This window comes from Micromonospora sp. AMSO12t, assembly GCF_008806585.1.
Classification (GTDB): Bacteria; Actinomycetota; Actinomycetes; order Mycobacteriales; family Micromonosporaceae; genus Micromonospora; species Micromonospora reichwaldensis.
The window spans coordinates 1-1782 of record NZ_WAAS01000482.1; the positions used below are offsets into that span (position 1 = coordinate 1).

Here is a 1782-nt window from a genome sequence, read left to right on the forward strand (position 1 = left end):
CGTACGCCCCGGCAGCCAGCAGCGCGGGCACCCGCGCGGCGGTCACGCCGCCGATCGCGACGACCGGCACGTCCACGGCGTCGGCGACGGCGCGTACCCCGGCCGGGCCGATCGGCGCCGGCAGCCCCGCCTTGGTGCCGGTGGCGTGGCAGGGGCCCACGCCCAGGTAGCTGGCCCCTGCGGCGACCGCCTCGGCGGCCGTCCCCGGCTCGCGGGCGGTGGCGCCGAGCACGGCGGTCGCGCCGAGCACCCCGCGGGCCGCCCCGACCGGCAGGTCCTCCGCGCCGACGTGCCCACCGGCGGCACCGGCCGCCAGCGCCACGTGCAGCCGGTCGTTCACCAGGCAGGTGACGTCGTACGGGGCACAGAGCGCGACCACCCGACGGGTCAGGTCGTACGCCTCCCGGTCGGTGGCGTCGTCCTCCACGCGGACCTGTACGACCAGTTCCGCGCGGGCCACCGCAAGGGCGGCCCGCAGCACGGTGAGCGGGTCCCGCCCGGGTCGGGTGTCGGTGATGAGATGCAGTCGCCCGAGGGACGGCACGGCAACACTCCTCCCTGCGCCGGCATTACCCGGATCAGGTTCGACGGTCGGGGGCTGACAGCCCCCCTCTCAGCCCGGTCCACCGGGCTCCCGTGGGTCACTTGCGGGTGTCACCGTACGACGGATCGCCGGATCCGCCAAGGTCAGGACGCGGATTTCACATCGACAGCCCGAACCCGAGGGACGGGGCGGCGCGTGACCGTCCCGTCACGCGATGCTGTCCGGATGCCCTCCGCCGCCCGGGTACCACCCTGCCTGGCCTTCCTGCCGTTCCGGGCCAGCGCCGCGATCGCCGACGGCCTCCTGACCCGGACGATGCTGCGCGGGCCGTCCTGGCAGCGCCTCCTGCCCGACGTCCACGTGCACCGTGACGGCTATCGGGCGGACGACCACCGAATGTGGTGCGACGCGGTCGCACTGTCGCTGCCGGTCGGCGGGGCGATCGCCGGCCGCAGCGCCGCGTACCTGTGGGGCGTCGACCTGCTTCGCCGGGACGCGCCGGTCACCGTGCTGCTGCCACGCGCCGCGCGGATGCGCGCCCACCCCCGTCTTCGGGTGAACCGGTCGGTGGTGCCGGATTCCGATCGCACCCGCCTCGGCGGGCTGCCCGTCACCACTCCCCTACGCACCGCCTTCGACCTGGGCCGCCAGGCCCCTCGGGACGAGGCCCTGGTCGCCGTTGACGCGCTGCTGCACCGCCGGGTGGTGAAGCTCACCGCTCTACGCGCGTACGCCGACGCACGGCCCGGCTGGCCCGGCCTGCCCCTGCTGCGGAAAATCCTGGCGCTGGCGGAGCCGCTGGCCGAGTCCCCGATGGAGACCCGCCTACGGCTGCTCCTGCTCGACGCGGGGTTGCCACCCGCGATCGCCCAGCACGACGTTCGTAACGCCGACGGGCGCTTCGTCGGCCGGGTGGACCTGGCGTGGCCGACCCTGCGCGTCGCGGTCGAGTACGACGGCGACCACCACCGCGAGCGCGCCCACTTCCGCCAGGACGTCGCCCGACTGAACGCCCTGCGCGCGGCCGGCTGGATCGTCCTCCGCTTCACCGCCGACGACGTGCTCCGACACCCCACCCGCACCGTCGCCCTGGTGAGCCAGGCCCTCCGCGAGCGCCACCCCTCCGCCTGACCCCTCGCCGCCAAGCCACGGCCAACCAGCCACCCCGGCAACCGGCCGGTAGGCCGGGTGGCCGGCCGGTTGCCGGGGTGGCTGGTTGGCCGTGGCTTGGCGGCGAG

2 protein-coding genes and 1 riboswitch are annotated in these 1782 nt (G+C 75.8%); of the genes, one reads left to right on the top strand and one right to left on the bottom strand.

Going from position 1 to position 1782, the window contains the following annotated elements; all coding sequences use genetic code 11:
• On the bottom strand, window positions 1-544 hold a 544-nt coding region (locus tag F6X68_RS32485; protein WP_151457812.1), incomplete at its 3' end, for a thiamine phosphate synthase.
• A riboswitch (TPP riboswitch) is annotated at window positions 539-647 on the bottom strand. Its footprint overlaps the gene before it by 6 nt.
• Before the next feature lie 122 nt (window positions 648-769).
• Between F6X68_RS32485 and F6X68_RS32490 the strand changes: the two genes are divergently transcribed.
• The gene (locus F6X68_RS32490) at window positions 770-1675 is read left to right on the top strand and encodes an endonuclease domain-containing protein (RefSeq protein WP_151457813.1); all 906 of its coding nucleotides are present in this window, start codon (window positions 770-772) and stop codon (window positions 1673-1675) included.
• Window positions 1676-1782: the final 107 nt, after the last annotated feature.